Genomic DNA, 21,250 nt, shown 5'->3' on the forward strand with positions numbered 1-21,250 from the left:
TTTCTTATTCAAGCCCACCCCAGTTCATCGGATGGGTGACGGCACTGCAATGAGCGTGCTGCCGTCGCCGTTCTGATGATCGTGCTGGGCGTGGTCTGGCTCGTCAGGTCGCGCCGTCGCAACCTCTAACGGATGCGTGCCCTGGCCCGGGCCTACACTGGCGGGCATGCCCAGCTTCCCGCGCGTGGTCGTTCCGGCCAGTCAGGCGGGGTTCTGCCGTGACACCCATGCCGCGACGGCAGCGCGATTCGGCAGACCCAGGCGATGAAGGATGTTGCTGACGTGGTTCTCGACGGTTCGCTCCGACAGGAACAGCCGATGCGCCACTTCGCGATTCGTCATCCCCGCTCCGATGAGCTCGGCGACTTCCGCCTCGCGCAGAGACAGCGGCGACAGCGTCGAGCGCGGCGAATGCGGAGACGTGGGCGCACCGAGCCGTGCGATCGCCTCCCGCGCCCGGCGCGAGAATGCGGGCGCGTGCATGTCCTGGCTGCTCGAGAGCGCCGCCTCGTAGTGCGTCCGCGCACTCGCGGAGCGTCCCAGGAATGCGGCGAGGTCGCCGAGGTAGAGCGCGACCGGGCCCGAGTAAGGGGACATCACGGTCGGTATCACGTGCAGGTGCCCATGGGGGCCGAGCATTTCGTAGAGGTGAGCGGCGGCGGGCCGATCCCGGGCGATGATGCTGAGTTCGGCGTGTGTGGTCGCCGCGAGCAGCCACTCCATTGCGGTCGGCGGAACCTCATCGACGTGCGGCGCGAGCGCACGCCAGATCTCGAGCGCGTCGTCGATTTTCCCCAGTGCGATCAGGATGCCGGCCCGCCAGCCCTGCGCCAGGAACGGGGCATCCGTGAGCGCGTGTCGCACTTCCTCGTCGATGCCGGGGAGCCCTTCGCCCGTGCGGAGGGCGAGATCGGAACGCACTATCAGGTCGATGAACGCGGCCTCTTCCACACCGGCGTTCGCCCCGAGACGCGCGGCGTCCGCGGTGAGCGCGGGCACGTCGTCGATGTCGTCGTCCAGTAACGCCAACACTGAGCGGATGGTCGCGACCCGCCAATGCCATTGCGGGCTGTCCAGCCGGCGGATGACGCCGACCAGCTCAATGAAGTCCGCGTTCAGCTCGATTCGTCGGCCGAACTGAGCGAGCGCATCCAACCGCCACAACATCCCCCATGCGGTGTCGGCGTCCCGGTGCGCCGCGAGCGCCGTGTCTCGCAGCCGGGTCGCGATCTCGAGACGCTCTGCAAGCCGGTCGGGAGCCATGGCCGCGGCGTGCGCGGCGCGCAACTCGAGGATCAGGGAGTCTGCCTGCTCTTCGGTCAGGGGCACCCCTGTCACCGCGGGAGTCTCTGTCCAACCGCCCGAGAGCGCAGCAAGGTAGTGCTCGAGGCGCCGGCGCCGAGCGGATTCCCCGGGGTCCAGCATCCCGAGCGCCTCGACACACAGTGCCTGGCGCGCCGTGGTCATGTGGTGCGACCCGAGCTGGGGCCCCGGAATCAGCGTGGCCGCGTCCGTGATGAGACTGGCATCGCCGAGCTCCCGTCCGATTCCGGCCGCGATCATGCAAGCGTCCCAGCCGCGTTCGACGGAACCGTGCGCGAGTTCGTCGCGCGCCCGGGCGAGCGCAGCCAGCGCGTCGGAGCGTGAAGCTCGTCCTTCTGCACTGTCGCTACTCATGGTGACCTCGAGAAAATGCGTGATTCCACGGATGCCGCCCGATGGTCGCGAGCCTACCGTGAGAATTATTCGTAGAAGGCATTGACGAGGGAGGTGAGCCGGATGCGGGCTCGAGAACTGGCGATATCTGGTGGCTGGGCGGCTGTGGTCGCGGGACTATTGGGGGCGGGCGCGGCGGCGTTCTTGCTGTTCGTGCCGCCGGTAGTTGAGACCGACCGGTTCAGCTTCCCGCTCACCGCGACGGGGTTCGTGATCATCCAAGTCGCCTTCTTCCTGCACCATCTGCTTGTGGTGTGGGCCCTGTGGGCGTTCTGGCGGGCGGGGCTGGCCGGTCGCGGAGTCCTGGCTGCGATCGCCGGAATTGCTTCGGTGGTGGCGATGCTCGCACTCTCGGTGCAGGAACTGGTGGCGATCAGCGCCGCCGATTCGGCCTATCCGTCACCGCTGACCGATGGGATCGAGGCTGCTTATGGCATGATCACGCTCGCCACGGGTGCGGCGCTGATCGTTTTTGGAATTGCCGCCGTGCGGGCGCGAGCGCTCTCGGGCGTGGGCAGCTGGCTGGTGCTCGTGATCGGAGTCTGGGTCATCGTGCCGCTCACGCCCGCCATCTTCGCCGGGTACGAAGTCGGGCGGATCGCAATCGGACTGTGGCTGCTGCTGTTCACGTGGCTCGGCGCCGAGATGATCAGGTGGGCACACACCCTCGCACCGGCGGCAGCCGATACGGCGGCACAGCCCGAGAGAGTCGCGGGCCGATGAGCAGCCGCAACGCCGGCGCGACCGTGGCCCTCGGAGCCCTGTGCGGGCTTGCCTGGGCTGCGTCCTTCCGCGCCGTGATGAGCGAGTTCGCGGGCCCTGGGTCGACCGTCTCGTGGCTCGAAACGTTCGCCGCCATTCTGCTGCCCGGGGTGATCGTCGGCGGCCTGCTGGGGTGGGCGCACACGATTCGGCTGCGCGGGGGACGCGGCCGCTGGCGGTGGCTCGGTGCCGCGCCCGCGGCGTTCGCCATCGCCCCGATGCTCCTGCCCGATGCCCTTCTGGCGCTTTTCACCCAGGGTTTGGGTGGGGGAGCCATAGCGGTCGCGCTGCTCGCCATCGGCGGAGGGTTCGCCATCTCGGGGCGAGGTCGGCTCCCAGCGCGCATCGCCTGCGGCGTGTTCAGTGCCCTGCTGATCGTCGGCGTGACCCTCACGACGTTCGATATCGCCGGACCACGCCTTGCGGTGACCGAGGCGCGCGGCGTCTGGGTCGCCGTGCTCACGTTCTCGCTTCTCACCCTGCTCGCGATCGCGTCGTCGATCCCGTTCCGGCCGGTGGTTGAGGCTCACCCCGGCCAGGTCAGGTTGGCTGCATTCGAGCGGCGCGATGGGTGATGAGCCGCGGGCATCTCTACCTGTCAGAAAGCGGGGAGATTGTCGGCAGTCTAAATCTTCTGTTCTCTGACCAATCGAGTTTGAACTACATTCACCAGTGGCTTCGCGATGAGAACGTGGCCGGGCTTCCTAAAGAAACCGCGTCGCCTACGCGGACTTCCGTGACGACGAGAAAGTTAGCGTCGACCATCTGATCAACATCGGAGTTCTCGAGAACACTGGACAATGTGTCCGATTCGCGAAAACGGAGCAACTGCTCATTCTTTCCACGTTGTTCAACACTCAAGCGGCGACTTACCATCACCTCTCTAAGACGGGGTGCGTGGAAGCGGATGGCATGGTCGCAAGGGGCTGGGCGCGCAGCGTTGGGCCGGCAACAGTCACCGTGATCGAGCAGATCCTCGACGGCCAGACTCTAGCTCCCGACAATGGGCCCGATCAGAGATCGGTCTCGTCTAGATGAGTGAGTCCTTTGGGTGGCCCTCCGACGGCGAAGTGTCTCCGACTATGTCGGTGGTGTCTTGGTCTTCCCCGCGCGCTTGGACCGGTACATCGCCTCATCGGCTTGTTCGAGAATCAGGTCGGGAGGGACGTGATCCGGAACTCCGCCGAGATACAGGATGGTGCCGATACTCCCCGTGACCCGTTTCCGGCTCGCGCGCCCGGCGAGCGAGGCGGTCGTGACCGTCACCCTGCGCGACGACGTGGACGGCACACACCTCGAACTCACAGTCACCAATCGACCGAGTTGCGCACAGCACCGCCATCACCACGTGGAACAGCCACCAATCCGCTTCACCGGAGTGATGACCAGGCAGAGCGGCGCCGGTGTCAGCACCCACCAGTGCTGATTGGGGAACGCTCGCGCTCTGTGGCCGAAGGGTGACGTCGGCTTGATGGGGTCGGGCGCTATTTCGGCTGCGCTGTCGCCCCCACGCCGTCAATGAGCGCCTGCAATGCGAAGGCGTAGTGCGCGTCACTCCCGTAGTTGCTCAACTGGTCCGCTACCGACAAGGTAAGTGGGAAATGGTCTGCGGGAAGCATCGAGAGCGCCGTGGCGAGAACGGCCTCCGGTTCAACATTCATTCGAGTGGTGTCGCGAGCCGCCGTAAACGCGAACCAGCCGTAATTAAGGGCCAGAATTCCGCAGAAAATTGCGACGGCCTCACCGCCGGCGACGCGGCCTCTCTCAAGGATCCCTAGAGCGGCCTCGCCGATGATCGTGGCGTTGATCCCAGGATTCGAATGGGTGAACAGTGGCACTATCGCCCACGGGTGGTCGGCGAGAACGGCGCGGTGTGCCGTGGCGAACCCGGCCAGGTCCGCTAGCCAGTCATCCGTTGCATCCTTCAATTCGATCCGGCCCAGCACCCGGTCGAGCATCGCGTCAACGAGCTCGTCTTTCGTTGCGAAGTACCGGTACAGGGCCATCGGCGAGGCGCCCATCTGCGTGGCGACCGCCCGCATAGTCAGGGCATCGAAGCCGCCGCGCGCGACGACCTCAGAGGCCTGGAGAATTTCATCCGTGCTGACGGAACTTCGCTCGCGGCGTTGGCGCCGCAGGTGCTGCGAATTCTCTTCACTCATTGCTTGACTCTCTACTCGTGTACGTTGTACATTATCTTTCACGTACACCGTACACTAACCGATTGGAGAAACAGAAATGATCACGACGCTCCCAGCTGTGGGCGATCCCGCAGCTCTGCGGCGCCCCGCCGGCGTCCTCCTGCTGGTAGGGGCACTGTCTTTCGCGACTGCCGCAACGGTGCTCTCCGTCACGTTCGATTGGCCGGATATCCTGCGTGAAGACGCCGACATCGTGCTCCCTGCATTTCTTGCTGGGGGGTCGACTTTGATCTGGACCTGGTTGGCCACCGCGTGGACCTACGCGATTCTCTTCGTGCCCCTTTTGCTGCTACCCCGCGTGCTCGGCCGCGCCAACGACCCGGTCCTCCGGGTGGCGACCGTCGTCGGGGCGGCCTCGGTCATCTTCTCCCTCATCGGATTCCTGCGCTGGGTCTTCGTCGTGCCCGCTCTTGCGCGCTCCTGGGAAACAGGTGACGCGCTGACCCGTGCGGCAACCGAGGCCGCGTGGCTGGCCCAGCACCAATTCGGGGGAGCCCTCCTGGGCGAACACCTCGGCCAGCTCGGTGCCATCGCCTGGTCAATCACCGTGAGCATCGTCATCCTGCGGACCAGGGTTTTGCCGCTGTGGCTCGGCTGGTTCGGGATCGCGTCGAGCACAATTTACCTCCTGAACCAGGGCGACATCCTCGCCACCGCCGTTCCAGGGTTTCCCGTCATCGACATCGCCGGCCTCGTGGGCAGCGGCAGCTGGGGCATCTGGGTGGCCGCTCTCGGCCTCGCTCTCATCCTTCGCAAAACCGAACCAGAAAACGAGTCCACAACCAAGCCGACCACTGCAACGCCCGCCAAGGCTGGAGTGTGACCCTGATGGCGACAACCACACGAAAAACAGCCGTTCGCAGCACTGCGATCTTCACAGTCAGCACCTTCCTGGCTCTTCCCATCGCGGGATACCTGAGTACAGCCGTCGTCGGTCGAGTCGACAACGTCATTTCCGCCCTGGCCGGGGGAGCCACGGTTGGGGCGATCGTCGGCCTGGCCCAAGCGCTGGGAAGCGGCCGCAGGCTCAACGCGCCCACCTGGATACTCGCAACCGCAATCGGCCTCAGCGTCGGAACCGTGCTCGGTACGCTCGCCGTCGACTTCCGAACAGGTCTGCCCGACCTGGCACTGCGTGGACTCCTCGCCGGCGCCACCGTCGGACTCGCACAATCGCTCGCCCTGCCATCCCGAACGCGCCTCCGGTGGATGTGGGTACCCGCGATTGCAGTCCTCACCTCCCTCGGCTGGACCGTGACTACCCTGACTGGCATCGACGTCGACCAGCAGTTCATCACCTTCGGTGCCAGTGGCGCGTTTGTCTACGCCGCACTCAGCGGCCTCACCCTGCTCGCCCTCCTGCCCGCCACAGAGAACTCGCGACCCAACACTGCGGAACTGGCGGCCCGACGATGAGCGCGACTGAGCACGTCATCTTCGGTGCCGGCGCTATCGGTTTGGCGACTCTTGACGCCCTCCAACGTCGCGGCATCCCCCGTTACCTTGTAAGTAGCCCTTGAAGCTTGCTTCTGAAGGGTGTTGGCCTGTTAGGCCCGGCATGGTTGTTGCCCCCAGTCGTTAATGATCCGGGGGGTGTTGTCACCGGGCCTGACTGGCATTGGGTGATCGCTAATAGGGGCTCGACTGGAACTCGTTTCTGGGTCGAACGTAACGTGGATGCCGAGACTTGATGCCGTGGACAGGCCAACTAATCCGCATGGCTGACGGGAAACTCATGATTGAGAATTACGACAGCGTCGACGTGTTCATCGGTGTTGACGTTGGAAAAAGCGAACATCACGCGGTCGCTCTGGACCGCTCTGGGAAACGCCTCTATGACAAAGCGCTCCCCAATGACGAGGCAAGACTGCGCGCCGTGATCCAGAAACTCAAGGTCCGCGGGCAGGTCCTTCTGGTCGTCGACCAGCCCGAAACAGTCGGCGCTCTGCCCGTCGCCGTCGCTTATGCCGAAGGCATCCTCGTGGCCTATTTGCCCGGGCTGGCTATGCGTCGCATCGCCGACTTGCACCCCGGTGAGGCAAAGACGGATGCCCGCGACGCGGCCATCATCGCCGAAGCTGCCCGCACCCTCCCGCACGCTCTGCGCCCGCTGCGCCTTGAAGACGAGCAGATCGCTGAACTATCGATGCTGTGCGGATTCGACGATGACATCGTCGGCCAGATGACCGCCACCAGCAACCGGATCCGGGGGCTGCTGATGCAGATCCACCCAGCGTTGGAGCGGGTACTGGGCCCGCACCTCGACCACCCGGCCGTCCTGGATCTCCTCCAGAAATACCCGACACCGACAGCACTGACGGCCGCCGGGAGGGTCCGGGTCGGCAACCGCCTCATCAAGCTCGCGCCACGGATGGGCCGCCGCTTAGCAGAGGAAATCTTCCAGGCGCTCTCCGAGCAGACCGTCATCGTTGGTGGCACCCACGCCACACGCGCCGTGCTGCCGCGCCTCGCCGAGCAGCTCAGCACGCTCCACCGCCAACGCACCGAAATTGCCGTCGAGGTCGCCGAGCTCGTCGACGCCAACCCACTGGAACCGATCATCACGAGCATGCCCGGGGTCGGTGTGAGGACCGCCGCCCGTGTCATCACCGAGATCTCCGGCAAGGAGTTCGCCACCGCCGGCCACCTCGCTTCCTACGCCGGCCTGGCGCCGGTCACCAGACGCTCCGGATCATCCATCCGAGGCGAGCACCCCTCACGGCGTGGCAACAAAGTCCTCAAACGCACGCTGTTCCTCTCCGCCTTCGCGGCCCTCAGCGACCCCGTCTCACGCACCTACTACGACCGCAAGATCGCCCAAGGTAAACGCCATAACCAAGCCCTCATAGCCCTCGCCCGCCGACGCTGTGACGTGCTCTACGCCATGCTCCGCGATGGCACGCTCTACGAAAACAAAACCCCCATCAAGACTTGACGAAACACATAGGGGCACCCCCCCCGCATCGTCGACCGCTCCGGCACCGCCTGTGTGCACGACGGCGTCGAAGTGGTGGGCGGAGACGCCAGCGACCTCGCATTCGCCCTAGCCGTGACAGCCGGGGCGCGAGTCATCTACCAGACCCTCAACCCGCCCTATGCAGAGTGGGCGGAGAAGTTCCCTGGCCTACAGCGATCCGTCCTGCACGCAGCGCAGGCACACGGCGCCCGACTCGTGAGCATGGAGAACGTCTACATGTACGGCCGGCCCAATGGGCAGCCCCTCACCGAGAACCGAGCCCACAACGCGCACACCAAGAAAGGGAAGATCCGCTCGACGATGGCCGTCGAACTCCTCGAAGCGCACCGCCTAGGAAACATGGAAGCGACGATTGGCCGAGCATCCGACTATTTCGGACCTCGAGGGGGAGCCCAGTCACACCTCGGCGACCGTCTGTTCCCTGCGGCGATCGCCGGCCGGACCGCTGCAGTTCTCGGCGACCTCGACCAGCCGCACACCTACACGTATATCCCCGACATCGGCGAAGGGCTGGCAGTGCTCGGCGAGCATCCGGAGGCCCCCGGTCGAGCGTGGCACCTGCCCAACGACCGTGAGACGCACACCACCCGCGAACTGGACGACATCGTCTACCGCCAGCTCGGCCATCCGCGATCGAAGGTGCGATCGATGCCACCTGCAATCCTGCGAGCAATCGCGCCATCGTGCACGCGCGGCCGAACGCGGGTCCCTGAACCCGGTGGGGATCAGCAACCCGCGTCGACAACGGATGCGGCGAAGCCGTCAGCGTCGGCTACTCGTCCGTCGCTATGGAGTTGTTACTTTCCGCTCGTGAGTTCGAAGCTGCCCTGTGCGGGTTCGAACTTCGCCGCGGCGAACTGGAGATACAGGTCGAGATACGCGGCGCGGTCGCCCTGGGTTGCAGTGTCCTCTGAGGGGTTGTCGAGCGGTAGCGTCAGCGAGGTGTGGGACAGACGGATCTCCTCGCCGCTGGGGGAAACGATCCAGTCGTTGCTTCGGTGCGGGTTCGCTCCTGAAGGCGCGATCGTGCCGATCTCGATGGCGAGCTGATGGCCTTCGGCCAGTGTCCAGTCGGTCGACCTCAGTTCGATGGTTCCATCTCCGGGGCGAACGGCCGTGGCCTGTTCGTTGATCCAGGTGGCGGTGCCATCGGGGGCCACGTCGTAGAGCCGGATCATCGCATTGCCGTGTCCCTCGGCGGTGAATTTCAACTCGGGGGTGCCGGTCATTCGCGTCGGCTTAGTTACGGGTTCCGACCAGGTGAGGTAGCTGTTTGAATCCTTGCCAACGTCGGCCGTCCGTTCGGCGCCGTCATCGATGTAACTGGCGTCGTCGAGCTTGACCTCTTGCACACGATCCGTGGACGGCCATGTCTCCTCCCCGCGCCAGGTGCCGGTGTTGTCCTGCACAGCGAACGACGGCACGTCGGTGGCTGGCTCGGCGTCTTTGAGGTGCTCGTCGTAGAACGCGAAGACCTCGTCGTACCAGCCCGCCCGGCCCATCTTGAGCGCGCCGGTTGCCGGATCGACATCGTTGCCACGCACGTGGTCCCACGGCCCGAGCCAGCCACGCTCAGGTCCCTCGTGGTTTTCGAGGTACTCCTGGATTGCTTCGGGCTCGGTGTTCCACTCTGTGAGGCCCTGCGTAAGGAAAAGGGGAGTATCGGTTCCCTTCGCAAGAGACGCGAAATCGCGCTCGTCCCAGTACGCGGAGTCGGTCGAGCGCAAGTCGCTCTGATATTGGAGAGTGCAGAGGTAGTCGATGGCGGCAGCGTTGTCTTTGTAACGCTGTTCGTCATCCGGCATGCCCTGTAGGAACGACATCGTCATGTAGATCGTTCCGATGCTGGTGATGGTCTCCCGAGGAATGCCACCTGACCAGAAGTTTCGTTCCATGTCCCAGATGGGCTCCTGGGCGACGACTGCTCCGAGCTGGTCGAGATCGAGGTTGTTGCCGATAAGCCCGGTGATCGCGTCGTAGGACTTGCCGTACATGCCCACTTTCCCCGTCGACCATGGCTGAGCGGCAGCCCATTCAACTGCGGCGGTTACGTCGGCTCGCTCGCCTGGGCCGCCGAGATCCTGGCAGCCTGTCGAACCGCCGAAACCGCGGCCGTCAACGAGCACCACAGCGTATCCCCGTTCGAGAGCTCCACCTTCTGTGATCAGGTCGTTGAACCGGTCGTTAGGTCCCGCTTGCGCGTAGTCACCGTCCTCGAGCGAGCCGATGTGGGCAAAGTACGGTCCGACAGAGATGAGGGGCGTGACCTGGTCGCCCTCTTGAAATCCCTCGGGGAGGAGGACGTCGGCATGCAGTTCGGTCTCCGAGTCGTCGGCAGACGGGAAGTAGTGTTGCGTCCACGACGCGCCCTCCGGAACGCGCGGGTTTTCGTCGTGCGTCACGCCCTCCCCGCCGGTGGCCTCGGTGGCCAGCGTAGATCGGCTGGCGTTCGAGCCAGTGGAGATCATCGTGGTATCGATTTTCTGGCTGGCGAGCGTTGCCAGTCCACGATCCGCAGCCTGTGTCGGGCTGGAGGTACAGCCCGCGATGACTAAGAGGGAAGCTATGGCCGTGACGGCCATCACCGGCCTCCTCCATCGTTTACGGGTGTCGTTGCTGCGTTGACTCTGCTCGGTGTCCTCGCTGCGAGTTATCAACGTTTGGCGTCGATCGAGCCGGTGGTGATTTCGACGGTTTTTGTGGAGGGTAGGACGAGGGCGGGGTCGATCAGCCCTGGGCGGTCCGCATTCATGGTGTTCCTTTTGTGTGGGCCCTCGTACGCGCTGCTGTGTTCGCGGCCGTGCCGGAAAGGGCGCTGACAACTGCTTCTGATGTGTCGATGGTTGTTGCGATCCATGACAACTGAATGAAACGCCATGTTCCTGCCACAGGGTCAAGCGATTGCGCTGAAGACCACCGCATGTCATCGCGGGCGCTTTCTCGCTGGCACATCCTCAATGCGCCACGTTCCCTAAAGCCAGAACCTCCAGCGGGTCACGGGTTCAAGGGAACCGAGCTCAGCGACTAGATCCCGCTCAGCGCTTCCTCATCCGCCGCAACATTCTTCTGCACGGCGAACTGGGTCCGGTGCAATTCCTCGTACCGCCCACCCATAGCCAGCAGTTCCTCGTGCGTACCGCGCTCCACGATCGAGCCGTCCTCAACCACGAGGATCAGGTCCGCGCTGCGGATGGTGGAGAGGCGGTGTGCGATCACCATCGCCGTGCGTCCCTCGAGCGCCTCGCTGAGCGCCGCCTGCACGGCGGCCTCAGACGTGGAGTCCAGCGCCGCCGTCGCCTCGTCGAGGATGACGACGCGCGGCTGGGCGAGCAGGAGCCTCGCGATGGTCATCCGCTGGCGCTCACCTCCGGAGAGCCGGTAGCCACGCTCGCCCACCATGGTGTCCAGCTGGTCCGGCAGGGACCGGATGAGCGGCTCGAGCCGCGCACGGCGGACGGCGTCCCACACTTCGTCGTCGGATGCCTCCGGCCTTGCGAGGCGCAGGTTGGAGAGGATGGTCTCGTGGAACAGGTGGCCGTCTTGCGTCACCATGCCCAGGGTGTGCCGCATGGAGGCGAAGGTGACGTCGCGGACATCCGTGCCCGCGAGGCGTACGGCGCCGGTGTCGACGTCGTACAGGCGCGAGAGGAGCTGCGCAATGGTGGACTTGCCGGCACCGGACGAACCAACGAGGGCAACGGTCTGCCCCGGCTCGATCCTGAAGGAGACGCCGTGCAGCACCTCCTCGCCGCCGCGGGTGTCTAGCGTGGCAACCTCCTCGAGAGAGGCGAGGGACACTTTGTCCGCGGACGGGTAGGCGAAGCGGACTTTGTCGAACTCGACGGACACCTGGCCGTCGGGCACGGCGACCGCGTCGGGCTTCTCCTTGATGAGCGGGTCGAGGTCCAGTATCTCGAAGACGCGCTCGAAGCTGACCACCGCGCTCATGATCTCCACCCGGGCGTTTGCGAGGCTGGTCAGCGGCGCGTAGAGGCGGGTGAGGAGGAGCGCCAGGGTGACCACATCACCGGTATTCAGCTGGCCGGCGAGTGCGAGGGAGCCGCCGAGCCCGTACACGAGCGCGAGGGCGAGAGCGGAGACGAGCATTAGTGCGGTGAAGAAGACGAACTGCAGCATCGCGGTGCGCACCCCGATGTCGCGGACGCGGGCGGCGCGGACACGGAACTCCTCGGCCTCTTCGTCGGGCCGGCCGAACAGCTTGACGAGGGTGGCGCCGGGTGCCGAGAAGCGCTCGGTCATCTGTGTGCTCATGGCGGAATTGTGATCGGCGGCCTCGCGGCGCAGCGCGGCGAGGCGGCTGCCCATGCGGCGGGCGGGTATCAGGAAGATGGGGAGCATGATCACGGCGAGAACCGTCACGAGCCAGGACGTGCTGAGCATGACCATCAGGGTGAGGATCAGCGCCACGAGGTTCGTGACCACGCCGGACAGCGTGCCGCTGAAGGCCTGCTGAGCGCCGATCACATCGTTGTTGAGGCGGCTCACGAGGGCGCCCGTGCGCGTGCGGGTGAAGAACGCGATCGGCATCTTCTGCACGTGGTTGAAGACGGCGGTGCGGAGGTCCAGGATCACGCCTTCGCCGATCCGCGCCGAGTACCAGCGCGTAACGAGTGACACGCCGGCGTCGGCCACGGCCACCAGGGCGATGACAACGGCGAGCCAAACGATTGTGCTGACCGCGCCCTGGGCGACGATGACGTCGACCACCTGGCCGGCGAGCACCGGCGTCGCGACCGCGAGGAAGGCTCCCACGGTGGAGAGGGTGATGAAGATCAGCAGCTTGGACCGGTAGGGCACCGCGAACGTCAGGATCCGCCGAACGGACTCACGGGAGAAGCCGTGTTTGCCGTCCCTGGCGGTAGAGATCTTGTACAGCGAGCTCCAGGCCGCGCCTTCCATGCTCATTGAGGTTCCTTCCGTGGGCACCAGACTCAGCTTAGATGGCGGGTTGCCCGAGCTTTGCGACGCGGCTGCCGAGGTGACGAGCGGTTCGCCGGTCAGCGTCACGTCGGGTCCGCGGTCAGTCCACGACTGTCGCCGAGCGCCCACGATGGGGTGTCCCGCGCCCGTTAGAGGCAAGGACCGCATCCACCCAACGTTGATCGTGACGGAAGAATCGATGGACAAGAGTATCTTTGAGGAGCGGCTGAATGGTTCGGCGGCGTGCTCGGGGGGAGGACACATAGTGGTGGATCCGGTTGCTGCAAACGAGGCAAAGCTCAGCATAGAAATGAGTGCTGACGGGCTGATCCATCTGCGCTGGCTGCCCGGGGTTCACGTTCAGGTTGAGGACGCTCGGGCCGCGATGGCGAAAGTCAACGAGGTCTGCCAGCAGGAAGAGCATCCCATGCTCGTCGACATGGCAGCAGTCGGTTCGGTTAGCCGTGAGGCCAGGGCGGTTTGGTCCATTCCCTGCAGCGCCTCGCGCATTGCTCTGTTGGGCGAATCGCCTGTAGACCGGGTCCTGGCGAACTTCTTCCTCGGTGTGCACGTCCCGCCGTGTCCGACTCGTTTTTTTACATCGCGCAGCGCGGCCTTGGACTGGCTTAGTGTCCGTGAGTGAGCGCCGGGAAGTGCCGCTGGATTCAGGACGTGACAGATCGATTCAGGGAGACCCCGGGGCAGCTGGCAGTTCTTCAGCTGGGGTCTGCACAGGGCCAGACTTCCTGTCGTGGACTGAACCTTTGGACGATATGAGCCCGGGAAAGGCCCCGGAGGACCCGCGCCTGCAGCAGTTGGTGGAGACCATTGTGCGGTTGGCTGCCGGTGAGCTGGACACACGCATGAAAGCTTCCGAACGTAGGGATGACATCGATGCTGTCATCACGGGTGTCAACCTGCTCGCGGAGGAACTTGACCATATTTACTCTGATCTGGAACTGCGGGTTGCCGAACGCACCGCCATGTTGGGGCGAGCGCAGGCTGAGCTGGAACAGATGGCCAAGACGGATGCCTTGACAGGCCTGGCGAATAGGACCCTGCTCAACGAGCGGATCCAGGAGGCAATCCTGGCCAGTTCGGACAGCGGGAAAGCCCCGGCCGTGCTGGTGCTGGATCTGGATTCTTTCAAGGCCATAAATGACACTCTGGGCCATGGTGCCGGTGACGCAGTGCTGGTCGAGGTGGCCAAGCGTCTCCGATCCGCCGTCAGGGCCACCGATACAGTGGCCCGTCTGGGTGGGGATGAATTCGCCATCGTCATCACCGAGGCCACGGAACAGGAGATCCTGCAAATTGCGCACCGGGCATCCGAGCTACTGCAGGACAGCGTGCGTGTCGGAACCGAAACGGTTTGGGCAATGGCCAGCATCGGGGTTTGCATCGGCACGCCGGGGTATCCAGCCGAGGCGCTGATGCGCGATGCTGACATCGCCATGTATCAGGCGAAGGAGCAGGGTCGCAACAACGTCCAGCTCTTCCACCCCGATATGCTCGACGCTGTCCGGGAACGCTCGCGCATAACCGCCGAACTGCGCAGCGCTGTTGCCGGCGGCGAACTGGCACTGCGGTACCAGCCGGTGGTCGAATTGGCCTCCGGCAGGGTCATCGGTATCGAAGCCCTCCTTCGGTGGCATCATCCCGTGCGCGGAATCATCATGCCGGACAGCTTCATTCACATTGCGGAAGAAACCGGCCTGATCCAAGAGCTGGGGCGGTGGGTGCTGCATGAAGGAGTCGCCCAGATGAGACGCTGGAGCGAAACCGCACCTGACCTGACGGACTTCCGTCTGCACATCAATCTCTCCGCCGCCGAACTGCTTCGCAGCGATCTGCTGGAGGACATCAGGGATACGCTGGACCGGTATCAGGTGGCTCCGCGGCGTTTGGTTTTGGAGATCACCGAGACCGTGTTGATGTCTAGGGGAACGGCGGAAGAACAGGTCTTCAGCGGGCTGCGGGACATGGGCGTGGGGCTGCAAATCGATGACTTCGGTACCGGCTATTCATCCATCAGCTATCTCCGGTCGCTTCCCGCGGACACGGTGAAGGTCGACCAATCCCTGATTCAGGACATGGGCTCGGACCCGCAGCAGCTGAAATTCATTGCTGCCATTCTTCAGCTGATTTCCTCTGCAGGACTGATAGCGATCGTGGAAGGCATCGAGACCGCCGAGCAGGCGATCCAGTTGCAGGCCATGGGTTGCCTGTACGGGCAAGGCTATTACTACAGCTACCCGCTGCCGCCCGCGAAGGTGCCGGATCGGCTCCGGAGTCTTACGCAGCGTCAGTAGAGTTAGGGCATGCCAAAGCTTTGGGAACAGATGCTGCTTGTCCCAGCAGTAGTACGCCTCACTTCCCGGGCACCAAAAGACCCGGCGGCCGCGTGGGATAGTTACTGGCGCGGAATCCACACCACCGGCCGTTCCGGAGACGTGCTGTGGGACTCCGGATCCCAGACCGAGCATGCACAGTACTCCGACGCCGTCGTAGCCCACTTTGATCCGGCTCTTCCGGTGATTGACGTCGGGTGTGGCAACGGAACCAACACCCGCTGGCTTGCCGGTCTTTTTCCCAGCGTGCTCGGCATCGATGTCTCAACCGGCGCGGTCGAGTTGGCGAGGAGGGAAGCTGAAGGCGTCCAGAACGCCGACTTCATGGTCATGGATGCTGCGGGAGTAGGTGCGGGAGAGCACCTGTTGGAGCGGACGGGTCCTGCCAACGTTTTCGTCCGCGGAGTCTTTCACGTCCTGAAACCCGACAAACAGTCCATGTTGGCTGCCAACCTTCGAACCGTCATCGGGCGCAGCGGCCGGCTGTTCCTCGCCGAAACCAACTTCCAAGGAAACAGCCTCGCCTACCTGCAGCAGCTGGGCGCCACCCCGCGACGCATACCTCGGCAGTTGCAGAGCGCCCTGGAAAACCTGCCCCGCCCCGGGCGTTTCGGCGCCCAGGAACGGCACAGCACATTTTCGGATTCCGACTGGCAGTTGATCGCGGACGGGCCTGTGAACATCGAAGTGGTCCCGATGAAATCCACCGGTCTTTCGCAGCAGGTTCCGGGATATTTCGCTCTTCTGGCCGGCAGGTAGATCTAACGAACTTCCGCCCTGAGCGTTAAACCTCGGAGCCATAGTCCGGTCTAGGTCGTAACGGAGGGCGAGCGGCCGCCACATTGAAGGTGGTGTAGCGGAGCAGCATTTCAGCGTCGGGCCGGTATGGCGCTTGCTGGCGCTTAGCTGGCGCGAAGGCCGCGCAGCGCGAGCTCGACGAAGCGTGCCGAGGCGGGCATTTCGTTCCCGGGCGAGTGGGCGATCACTCCCGCGTTCCCCTGGAGGATGGCAAGCACGTCGCCCAAAGTGACGTCCGGACGCAGCATTCCGGCGTTGGAGGCGTGCTGGGCGATAGAGGTAAACATCGAGCCGATGTGTCCTGCGGGGTCCGTGAGAGCTGCGGCGCTCACGCTTTCAGCGATCGCTCCCGCAAGGCCAGGGTGCAAAGCCTGATGAGCCGCGCACGTGCGAATTGACGTGGTGAATGCCTGCCAGGGGTCGCCTGCTGAAGCGGGGTCGGTAGCTGCCTCCTGCATGCCTGAGAGCTCCTCAGCGATAATTTCGCGAAGCAGGTGGTCTTTCGTTGGGAAGCGGCGTTGCGCTGTGGCGAATCCGACACCAGCGCGTCGCGCAATTTCGGCCATCGAGACGTCAATCCCGTCGCTCGCAAATGCCGCGCGCCCGGCGTCCAGAATCAGCTGGCGGTTGTGCGCGGCGTCCGCTCGCAGTCGACGTTCGGCAACAGTCATGGCCTGCCCTTTCTCTTCAGCACGATACCGGTTGGGCGAAACTCGTAAGTGGTTAGCCCTGTCCAGTTACATGCTATCGTCTGTAATTGGAGAGGCCACACCACTTAGTGGTCAAATATAGCAAGGAGCACATCATGGAGAGCATGCGGGCAGTCCTGTTCGATCGGTACGGCAACCCGGAGGAACTTTACCAAGGGACTCTTCCGATGCCGGAGGCGCGAGCAGGAGAGGTCCTTGTGCGAGTCGACGCCGTCTCAGTCAACGGCGCGGACCTATTGCTTCGGTCGGGCACGCTTGGTCTTCTCACCGGCCGTCGTTTCCCGAAGCAACTGGGAATCGATTTTGCTGGAACACTCATCGCCACAGATCCCGGAGCCGATCTTGGCGGACTATCCATCGGCGACCGGGTCTGGGGGATTGTCGATGAGAAGGGAGGGCCCCGCTCGCTTGCCGAGTTCCTGAGTGTTCCCGCGATCCAGATCGCACGGGCACCGAACAATCTCACCTCGGAGGAAGCGGTCACGCTCCTCGCTGGCGGCACGACCGCCTATACCGGTCTGGTGGAAAAAGCCGGCGTGCAGCGCGGTGAGCGAGTGCTTGTGCGAGGCGCGGCAGGTGGCGTCGGCAGCGTGGCAGTGCAGCTCGCGAAGGCGCTCGGGACGCACGTGACGGCGCTCGCGAGTGCGTCCAGCCAAGAATTCGTGAGGGGGTTGGGAGCTGATGCGGTGTACGACTACCGGGTAACGCAGCGTGAGGAACTGGGCAGGTTTGACGTCATTTTCGATGCGCACGGGAGTGACCTGCTCGCGTTTCGCCGGCTGCTGGCGCCGGGCGGACGAATGGTGTCGATCGCTTTCAACAAGGAGGCGCCGATACGCGGCCTTGTGACCATTGCAGCCAGCGCTGCTTTCGGCACTCGACGCATCCGCTACTTTCAGGGCAAGCCTGGACGGCGCGACTTCCAGCGGCTCACCGCACAGGTCGAGCGGGGAGAGATCCGCTCCGTACTCGATCGCGTCTTTCCGCTGGCCCGTTCCGCGGACGCACATGCCGCACTTGAGACCCGCGGCGTACAGGGGAAAGTGGTCATCTCGATCTCGGAGTAGTCCTCAACGGTCAGATGGGCGATGTGGATGCTGAACGCTTACGTGGCATGACATAAACGCCGCGAGAATGCCGCCACAGCTAGTCGCCCTTGACACTGTGGTTGGAATATGGTTTTGAGTGGTCCCATGACTACACAACCAGGTATCCGAACGACCGAACGACGCACCAACGTTTTTCTCAGACCATTTCAGGTCATTCACGAAAACCGCCGACCGTTTGTCGTCCTGAACGTTGCGCTGTTCGGGCTGTTGGTGGCGGGATTCATTGTGGGGATGCTTTTCCCTGAACTGAGCGCTGGGCAGGTGAACGGGCTCGTCGCGGACGGCACGTTAGACCAAATCGCGCCGCTTCTCGGCAACGTCTGGTTCTTCGCGCTGGCCATTCTCTACAACAACGCAGTAAACGTCGGCGCCGTAATCGTCTTGCCCTCCCTTGTCGTGCCGTTTGCCGGCATTGGATATTTCGGCTATAAGGTGGCCGAGATCGGCCTGACCCTCGCCGCAAGTGGGTCGGACCTCTGGGGCGTGATGCTCCCACATCTCGTGACGGTGCTCGTCGAGATAGAGGCCTATGTACTCCTCGCCCTCGGCGCCTACATCCTCGGTCGGTCCTGGATCTTCCCTCGAACAGTCGGTGCTTCCAACCGGCGCTGGGGCTACCTGCGTGGACTCCAGCAGTTCGGCTGGCTGATCCTGCCCGCTTTCGTGCTGCTGGTCATCGGCGCGCTCTACGAGGCGGTCACGTTGATCTACGTCATCCTGCCTCAGGTCGCCGAGCTCGCCGGATAGTGGTCGGGCCGTTAGCCCCGCCGCTCTCGTTGGAACGAGGGCGGCGGGGTGCCTACGTTGGGGGGGAACTTAGCCAGCAGACACAAGCACCTTGGGACCACGTGCGCTGCGCTTCTTGCGCTCGATCAGCCAAACCGTGCCGACCATTACGACGTTCATCACCATGAGGATGACTAGTGATGCTCCAGGACCGGAGCCAGCGCCGCGGTCAACTACGGTCGCGTCGTTGCCCGCGAAAAAGGCGTTGATGATGCTCACGATGATGTTATTTGAGACATGGAACGCCATCGCGGCTTCGAGCCCGCCGCTGATCAGGCCCATTGACACAGTGCACGCCGTGAAAACGAACATGTAGCTGACAAACCACGGGTCGAGTGACACGTGGATGAGGGCGAACAACGCACCCGACAGGACGATGCCAAGGAGGATCGCGGGGCGCACACTGCGAAACCACGACCCGGCCGCCGGAACGACTGCCCCTCTGAACGCGACTTCCTCGCCGGCGGACTGCAGTGGAGTGGCCACCAATGTCACGAGAATGATGACAATCGTGGTGGCTCCGACCTCGAAGTTGCCCCAACCTGTCGATCCGGGAGCGATGAGGGCAGTGACGATAACACTGAGTCCGACCGGCACCGCTGAAACAGCGAAATAGAGTCCTAGACGCCGCCAATCAAACTTGCGGTTGTGGCTGAAGACGCTCCGCCACGAAATTTTCGCTAACCGGGCTACTAGCACCGTTGCGATGAGCGCCGTGATGGCAGTGCTGATTCCTGACGCCAGTAATGTCAACGGCGTAAGTCGAGGCTTCAACGGATCCGCAGGACCTTCGATCATTGCGACCGCTTGGAAAACCAGGACCTGTACAAGCAGCAATACCACTGGCACGGAAATCAGAACGATTAGCGATTTCCACCGGGGGAGACGGAAGTGAACCCCAAAGGGTCGGTCGGACAGGGTGGTGTGAAGCGGGCTGGTCATATCTGTCTCCTGAAAGAAATTGTGATCGCGCACCGGCGGGCCGCGCGCGTCTCGTCTCCCACGAGTACACACCTTGTTCCCACCACACGGTCAAGCAAAGAATCTTGCCGCCCGCGGAACACATCACCGCGCAGAACATCCTCTTTGTTGGGGGTGCTACGGCGCAAGCACCCCGAGGGTCGGGGGTGCAGACGTCTGCGGGTAGTGACGCTGTGTCACAGATATCGGGTGACAGAGCGCTACTACAGCGATACCTCCGATTCGAGTGAAATGAACAGTGTCAGCGAACATGCGCGGTTTTGCCGCAAACCACTCGAGATCGTCAGGAGCAACAAATGACTACTTTCACCAACAACACACTTGTCGAGCAACGAGCCCCAGCGCCAGGATGGCCTGAGATTCTCGCCGGCGCGGTCACCTACGCCGCATCGTACGGTCTTGTTGCGGTATTTCTGCCTCTCATCGAAGATGACGGTGTCACGGGAGTTGTCGGCCTGTTCGTCTCCGGGCTGATGGGGCTGATCGCCCTGGCCGTCGTGGTGCTCGTTCGCATTCGCGGCCTGGCGCCCTTCGGCTTTCGCCGCGCGAAAGTACGCCACCTCGCCCTGGGTGCCGCCCTCGGCCTCGCCGCGTTCGTCATCTTGTCGATTGCTGCCTTCGCGTTCATGGCCGTGGGCGGCGAAGTGCAGAACGTTCAGGCGTCGTATCAGGCCGGCGCGGCGGGTGGCGTGTTGTCGCTTGTCCTCACCTTCGTCGCCGGATCGGTCATCACCCCGATCGGCGAAGAGGCATTCTTCCGCGGCGTCATCGCCAACTCACTGCTCGCGCGATACGGGGCCTGGATCGGGATCATCGCCAGCGCCGCCATCTTCGCCGCCGCCCACGGAATCAACCCCATCATGGGGCGCGCCTTCGTCGTGGGAGTCCTCGCGGCGTTGCTCTTCCGCCGGACCGGATCGATCTGGCCCGGCGTCATGCTGCACGGCGTCAACAACACAGCCGCGCTCATGCTTCCCGTCATCGTGGCCGCTGCGACACCCTGACCAAGAGTCACCACGGGCCCCGCAGAGACGGGATCTCCACCCGTTCCATCGACCGCCGGCCACCATTTCGGAGACATTGACGGATTCGCTTGACCTTGCCGCACGGGCATGGTCTGGTGATCCAGTAGCCAAACCGATCCGGTGAATCCTGGGGCAGGAGGATTGATGACCTGGAGCACCCGCCAGCTCGCGGAGCTCGCCGGCACAACGGTAAAGACCGTTCGGCACTACCACGAGATCGGCCTTCTTGACGATCCAGAGCGAGCTAGCAACGGATACAAGCACTACGAAGTCACCCACCTGGTGCGCCTGCTGCGAATCAAGCGACTTGTGGACCTCGGTGTGCCTCTGGCCCAGGTTGCTCTCTTAGGACAGGGCGACGACAGGACGGACCAAACGCTGCGGGCAATCGATGCCGAGCTCGCCGACAGAATCGGTCGGCTCCAACAGGTCAGGGCAGAGCTCGAATCTATTCTTCACCACCGAGCCCCGACCGATTTGCCTCCGGGATTCAATGAAATCGCAACGGACCTCCCGGATGCCAATCGCGCCCTAATCCTTATCTATTCGCAGGTGTTCGGTCCCACTGCGATGGCCGGGCACGCGGAGATGCTGCAGTACGCGCGCCGAAGCTCGCAGGATGCCGAGTTCATCGCCCTGCCCGCCGATACAGATGAAGCATCCCGGCAGCAATTTGCGGTGCGATTGGCCCCGCACGTCAAAGACCTCAACGACAAGTACCCCTGGCTCATGGACCCCGGCGCCGGCTCGGTGCGGGGATCGGCCTTCGCCGAGAGCGTCATCGGCGAGGCGATGAACGAGCTTTACAACCCGGCACAGTTGGATGTGCTGCGGCGCGTCAACGAGATTCTCCACCCCGCCGCGGAATCTTCCCCGAGTTGAGCCTTTCCAGC

At 63.8% G+C, this 21,250-nt stretch carries 19 protein-coding genes and 2 pseudogenes; 14 read left to right on the forward strand and 7 right to left on the reverse strand.

Annotated features, from left to right (window positions below; all coding sequences use genetic code 11):
- Nucleotides 1–201: 201 nt before the first annotated feature.
- Nucleotides 202–1,677: a LuxR C-terminal-related transcriptional regulator gene (locus tag BJQ95_RS06255; RefSeq protein WP_130177803.1), complete on the reverse strand. Its 1,476-nt coding sequence runs from the start codon at nt 1,675–1,677 to the stop codon at nt 202–204.
- 102 nt (nt 1,678–1,779) lie between these two features.
- Between BJQ95_RS06255 and BJQ95_RS06260 the strand changes: the two genes are divergently transcribed.
- From BJQ95_RS06260 to BJQ95_RS06270, 3 genes are all read left to right on the forward strand, one after another.
- The gene (locus BJQ95_RS06260) at nt 1,780–2,439 is read left to right on the forward strand and encodes a hypothetical protein (protein ID WP_130177804.1); all 660 of its coding nucleotides are present in this window, start codon (nt 1,780–1,782) and stop codon (nt 2,437–2,439) included.
- Nucleotides 2,436–3,053: a hypothetical protein gene (locus BJQ95_RS06265; RefSeq protein WP_130177805.1), complete on the forward strand. Its 618-nt coding sequence runs from the start codon at nt 2,436–2,438 to the stop codon at nt 3,051–3,053. Before BJQ95_RS06260 ends, BJQ95_RS06265 begins: the two co-directional genes overlap by 4 nt.
- A 680-nt stretch (nt 3,054–3,733) precedes the next feature.
- The gene (locus BJQ95_RS06270; RefSeq protein WP_165384928.1) at nt 3,734–3,904 is read left to right on the forward strand and encodes a hypothetical protein; all 171 of its coding nucleotides are present in this window, start codon (nt 3,734–3,736) and stop codon (nt 3,902–3,904) included.
- Nucleotides 3,905–3,962: 58 nt separating this feature from the next.
- On the opposite strand, the gene BJQ95_RS06275 is transcribed toward BJQ95_RS06270, so the two are convergent.
- Nucleotides 3,963–4,640, reverse strand: coding sequence for a TetR/AcrR family transcriptional regulator (locus BJQ95_RS06275; protein WP_130177806.1), 678 nt, complete (start codon nt 4,638–4,640; stop codon nt 3,963–3,965).
- Nucleotides 4,641–4,737: 97 nt separating this feature from the next.
- On the opposite strand from BJQ95_RS06275, the gene BJQ95_RS06280 reads away from it, so the two are divergent.
- The 4 genes and pseudogenes from BJQ95_RS06280 to BJQ95_RS19495 all read left to right on the forward strand — a co-directional run.
- The gene (locus BJQ95_RS06280; protein ID WP_240694749.1) at nt 4,738–5,502 is read left to right on the forward strand and encodes a DUF4386 domain-containing protein; all 765 of its coding nucleotides are present in this window, start codon (nt 4,738–4,740) and stop codon (nt 5,500–5,502) included.
- A gap of 5 nt (nt 5,503–5,507) precedes the next feature.
- Nucleotides 5,508–6,095: a hypothetical protein gene (locus BJQ95_RS06285; RefSeq protein WP_130177808.1), complete on the forward strand. Its 588-nt coding sequence runs from the start codon at nt 5,508–5,510 to the stop codon at nt 6,093–6,095.
- 261 nt (nt 6,096–6,356) lie between these two features.
- Nucleotides 6,357–7,614, forward strand: a pseudogene (locus BJQ95_RS06290) (IS110 family transposase).
- 243 nt (nt 7,615–7,857) lie between these two features.
- A pseudogene (locus BJQ95_RS19495) lies at nt 7,858–8,136 on the forward strand (hypothetical protein); the annotation flags it as partial.
- Here BJQ95_RS19495 and BJQ95_RS06295 read toward each other — a convergent pair.
- The 3 genes from BJQ95_RS06295 to BJQ95_RS06305 all read right to left on the reverse strand — a co-directional run bounded on the left by BJQ95_RS06295 (nt 8,053) and on the right by BJQ95_RS06305 (nt 12,582).
- On the reverse strand, nt 8,053–8,283 hold the full coding sequence (locus BJQ95_RS06295; protein WP_205750192.1) for a hypothetical protein: 231 nt from the start codon (nt 8,281–8,283) through the stop codon (nt 8,053–8,055). The pseudogene BJQ95_RS19495 and the gene BJQ95_RS06295 sit on opposite strands and share 84 nt — an antisense overlap.
- Before the next feature lie 170 nt (nt 8,284–8,453).
- A complete protein-coding gene (locus BJQ95_RS06300; RefSeq protein ID WP_256041550.1) occupies nt 8,454–10,238 on the reverse strand; it encodes a CocE/NonD family hydrolase in 1,785 nt (594 codons plus the stop codon).
- A 442-nt stretch (nt 10,239–10,680) separates the two neighbouring features.
- Nucleotides 10,681–12,582 carry an ABC transporter ATP-binding protein gene (locus BJQ95_RS06305; RefSeq protein WP_130178583.1) on the reverse strand — a complete coding sequence of 634 codons (1,902 nt, stop codon included), beginning with the start codon at nt 12,580–12,582 and terminating at the stop codon, nt 10,681–10,683.
- A 214-nt stretch (nt 12,583–12,796) separates the two neighbouring features.
- Here BJQ95_RS06305 and BJQ95_RS06310 point away from each other — a divergent pair, with 214 nt between their 5' ends.
- The 3 genes from BJQ95_RS06310 to BJQ95_RS06320 all read left to right on the forward strand — a co-directional run bounded on the left by BJQ95_RS06310 (nt 12,797) and on the right by BJQ95_RS06320 (nt 15,707).
- Nucleotides 12,797–13,240: an STAS/SEC14 domain-containing protein gene (locus tag BJQ95_RS06310; RefSeq protein ID WP_370688374.1), complete on the forward strand. Its 444-nt coding sequence runs from the start codon at nt 12,797–12,799 to the stop codon at nt 13,238–13,240.
- Nucleotides 13,241–13,370: 130 nt separating this feature from the next.
- Nucleotides 13,371–14,909 carry a bifunctional diguanylate cyclase/phosphodiesterase gene (locus BJQ95_RS06315; protein WP_130178582.1) on the forward strand — a complete coding sequence of 513 codons (1,539 nt, stop codon included), beginning with the start codon at nt 13,371–13,373 and terminating at the stop codon, nt 14,907–14,909.
- A 9-nt stretch (nt 14,910–14,918) separates the two neighbouring features.
- Nucleotides 14,919–15,707, forward strand: a complete 789-nt coding sequence (locus BJQ95_RS06320; RefSeq protein ID WP_130178581.1) for a class I SAM-dependent methyltransferase — start codon at nt 14,919–14,921, stop codon at nt 15,705–15,707.
- Nucleotides 15,708–15,850: 143 nt separating this feature from the next.
- On the opposite strand, the gene BJQ95_RS06325 is transcribed toward BJQ95_RS06320, so the two are convergent.
- Nucleotides 15,851–16,417: a TetR/AcrR family transcriptional regulator gene (locus BJQ95_RS06325; protein WP_130178580.1), complete on the reverse strand. Its 567-nt coding sequence runs from the start codon at nt 16,415–16,417 to the stop codon at nt 15,851–15,853.
- Between the two features lie 134 nt (nt 16,418–16,551).
- Between BJQ95_RS06325 and BJQ95_RS06330 the strand changes: the two genes are divergently transcribed.
- Together BJQ95_RS06330 and BJQ95_RS06335 are read left to right on the forward strand one after the other, a co-directional pair.
- A complete protein-coding gene (locus BJQ95_RS06330; RefSeq protein ID WP_130178579.1) occupies nt 16,552–17,523 on the forward strand; it encodes an NAD(P)-dependent alcohol dehydrogenase in 972 nt (323 codons plus the stop codon).
- Nucleotides 17,524–17,649: 126 nt separating this feature from the next.
- Nucleotides 17,650–18,312 carry a stage II sporulation protein M gene (locus BJQ95_RS06335; RefSeq protein ID WP_130178578.1) on the forward strand — a complete coding sequence of 221 codons (663 nt, stop codon included), beginning with the start codon at nt 17,650–17,652 and terminating at the stop codon, nt 18,310–18,312.
- 69 nt (nt 18,313–18,381) lie between these two features.
- Here BJQ95_RS06335 and BJQ95_RS06340 read toward each other — a convergent pair whose 3' ends face one another.
- The gene (locus BJQ95_RS06340; RefSeq protein WP_130178577.1) at nt 18,382–19,293 is read right to left on the reverse strand and encodes a CPBP family intramembrane glutamic endopeptidase; all 912 of its coding nucleotides are present in this window, start codon (nt 19,291–19,293) and stop codon (nt 18,382–18,384) included.
- A 335-nt stretch (nt 19,294–19,628) separates the two neighbouring features.
- Here BJQ95_RS06340 and BJQ95_RS06345 point away from each other — a divergent pair, with 335 nt between their 5' ends.
- Both BJQ95_RS06345 and BJQ95_RS06350 read left to right on the forward strand, forming a co-directional pair.
- On the forward strand, nt 19,629–20,336 hold the full coding sequence (locus tag BJQ95_RS06345) for a CPBP family intramembrane glutamic endopeptidase (protein WP_130178576.1): 708 nt from the start codon (nt 19,629–19,631) through the stop codon (nt 20,334–20,336).
- Between the two features lie 165 nt (nt 20,337–20,501).
- Entirely contained in the window at nt 20,502–21,239 is a 738-nt protein-coding gene (locus tag BJQ95_RS06350; protein ID WP_130178575.1) for a MerR family transcriptional regulator, read from the forward strand.
- Nucleotides 21,240–21,250: the final 11 nt, after the last annotated feature.

The organism is Cryobacterium sp. SO1 (genome assembly GCF_004210215.2).
GTDB lineage: Bacteria > Actinomycetota > Actinomycetes > Actinomycetales > Microbacteriaceae > Cryobacterium.